Source organism: Metabacillus niabensis (genome assembly GCF_902829255.1).
Classification (GTDB): domain Bacteria; phylum Bacillota; class Bacilli; order Bacillales; family Bacillaceae; genus Metabacillus; species Metabacillus niabensis.
Genome location: NZ_CADEPK010000428.1, coordinates 1 through 2,486, shown reverse-complemented (window position 1 = coordinate 2,486; position 2,486 = coordinate 1). Strand labels below are relative to the sequence as shown.

General features: G+C 36.3%; 3 protein-coding genes. All 3 read right to left on the bottom strand.

What is annotated here, in order from left to right:
- Positions 1–69: 69 nt before the first annotated feature.
- From HU235_RS23450 to HU235_RS23440, 3 genes are read right to left on the bottom strand one after another with little or no spacing between them, the layout of a single operon-like run.
- On the bottom strand, positions 70–1,602 hold the full coding sequence (locus tag HU235_RS23450; RefSeq protein ID WP_145580679.1) for an LXG domain-containing protein: 1,533 nt from the start codon (positions 1,600–1,602) through the stop codon (positions 70–72).
- A 15-nt stretch (positions 1,603–1,617) separates the two neighbouring features.
- Entirely contained in the window at positions 1,618–1,893 is a 276-nt protein-coding gene (locus HU235_RS23445) for a DUF5344 family protein (RefSeq protein WP_095298333.1), read from the bottom strand.
- Position 1,894: 1 nt separating this feature from the next.
- Positions 1,895–2,290, bottom strand: a complete 396-nt coding sequence (locus HU235_RS23440) for a YwqH-like family protein (protein WP_170944247.1) — start codon at positions 2,288–2,290, stop codon at positions 1,895–1,897.
- Between the last annotated feature and the right edge of the window lie 196 nt (positions 2,291–2,486).

Here is a 2,486-nt window from a genome sequence, read left to right as displayed (position 1 = left end):
ATTCAAAATATAAACAAAATCAACAATCATAGGAAACATCCTTATTAACATAATAGATTTTTCTCGTAACTAATTAAACCAACTACCTATAGATTTCTTTAATTTACTACCCACACTCTTGGTAAAGTCATTAATTCCCTTACCTATTTTTCCTCCGATATCTTTAGCAACATTCCCAACTTTTGAACTTACTAGCCCACCTGCAAGTGCTCCTATTGCACCACCTACAACTATTCCGACTGGCCCACCTGCACTACCAATAGTTGCACCGATTTTAGCACCAATTGCTATTGAACCCATATCAGCTGCAATTCCGCCTGCTACTCTCCCAAATTTTTCTGCAAGCGATTTATCCTTATTTTTTTCTGAGAAAACTTCTGCACTATTTGCAACAACTGATATACCCGTACCTATTACAGGAATCCGTCTACCAACTTTTACAAGGCCACCTTTGGAAACAGTCTTCCCCACTACTTCCTTAACCCCAGCAGACATTCTCTCTTGATTTAATTTCATAAGGTCTTTACCACTCAATACATTCGCATTTTTCGGAAAGCCTACCACATTCTTATATAAATGCGAAGGACTTTCATAGGACTTTACAAAAGAATGCAATGCCTTCATAACAGGATTCGAAGGCTGTGGTGCTCTAGAAAAGTTAAGAATCCTTTTTGCAAGTTTGTTGCTATGCTTACTTTTACTCGTCCAACTTGGATCCATTCCTACACTAAATCTATAATTACCTTTTAGCTTTTGCCATAGTGTCGGTTTGCCCCCTAAATAGTTAATCTTTAATTTTTTTGCAGCTTTCAATGTTCCCATTGAGACTATGGCTTGATACCCAGCTATTATAGTATCGCCAGTACTAAGTTTTCCGTTAACGAAGTCAAACGGAGATGTCAACGCATCACCAAGCGCCATTAATCTTTTCCCAGCAAGCGCCTTTTTCAAATTAGAAAACTCAGTATCCCCTTTAAGGATCGACTTATTGAAGCTAGCAATTGCGAGATCCCCACTTTTGAACATACTTTTTATTTCATCTATTGATTTTTTTAATGTTTGAATATCTTGTTCCACAGAGGTTAATTCACTTGTTTGTGATGAGTCGAAGGTTCCTAAATCTTCAACCGTTTCTGTGATTTTTTTCGTAGCTTGTTGGACAAAAGTATGGAAGCGTGTGTCATCAAGTCTAGAAACATAGATGATATCTGATACATTGTCTAATGATGAATTTACATCGTCAACTAAGTCTGTTGTAAAGGTTTTTGCTTTGTTTACTCCATTTGTTAAGTCTGCTTCAAGAAAGCTTTGCCGGATGAATCCTGCTTCATCTGATTCGAAGTCAGAGCATGCTTTTTTTACATTTCCTAGCACTCGTTCAAATTCTTTTAGCAATTGCTGATAAAAAGATAAAATGGTTGTATGCCATTCATCATAGAAATTTCGAATTGCCGTTCCACCTTGTCCTTGAAAGGAATTTCTCATGCTTGAAAAGTCACTGACGGCATTTTCCAATTGCTTTACTTGCTGCATTTGCGATTGAAGTTTTTTTACTATCCCATCAATTCCAGTATGTAAGGCTTTGGCATCAAGTGTCTTCATGAATTGCTTTGCCTCCTATATAGCTTTTATAGATGTAGAAAGATTTTCGTCAACTTGTTTCATATCTTCTAAAGTTGTCCGGACTGTTTGGTTGTTTTCTTTTAGAACTTGTTTGTAGGCCTCGCTAACTTCCACTAACAATTGACTCAATTCGTTCAACTTATCGACCACATTTAGCTCGTTACTGCCTGTTATTTCTTCTAAACTTGTTTCAAAGGAATCGGCAGCGCCGTCAATTTTAGAAATTGCCTCTTCGACATCACCATATCGAACTTTAATCTCCTGGCTCACATTATTTCATCCTTTCTTTTTGACGTTCTTTTTCTCTTTCTCTTTCCTCTCTCTCTTCTCGTTCAATTCGTGCAATTTCAGCAGATATAGCACTTTGTAAAGATTGAATTTCTGCTTTAATATTGGCAATTTTATTTTCTATTGCGGTGATCGCTGTATCTAATTGAGTTCCCGAGATATCTTTATAAGCAGCGTCCATATCCTCACGAATATCTGTGAATTTTTCAGCTAAGTTGCCTTTCCACGTAGTTGCTGAAAGATCGGGGTCCTTAACAAGATAGTTATTCTGACTAAATTCCACCTGATACCCATCAAGCTCTGATTCACAATTTTTCAACCGTTCAAGCTGTTCCTTTTTTTCAGCAAGCTCTGTTTGTAAGTATGATAAATAGGACAATGTTTTTCGCTCCTCTCCATCAAGGCATATTTATAGTAAAAGCATTATTGACATACATATACGTCAATGGTATCAAATGGTTTCATACGAAATAAATGGGTCTAAAACATCAAACAACTACAAAAAGCTAAGACTTTATTACTAAATTATTCAATTTATATGAAGGTAATCATTTAACAAGGGTTTTGTTATGAGT

Excerpts from the sequence above, each read along its gene's own strand:
- HU235_RS23450 (WP_145580679.1), bottom strand. The coding sequence starts at position 1,602 with ATGAAGACACTTGATGCCAAAGCCTTACATACTGGAATTGATGGGATA.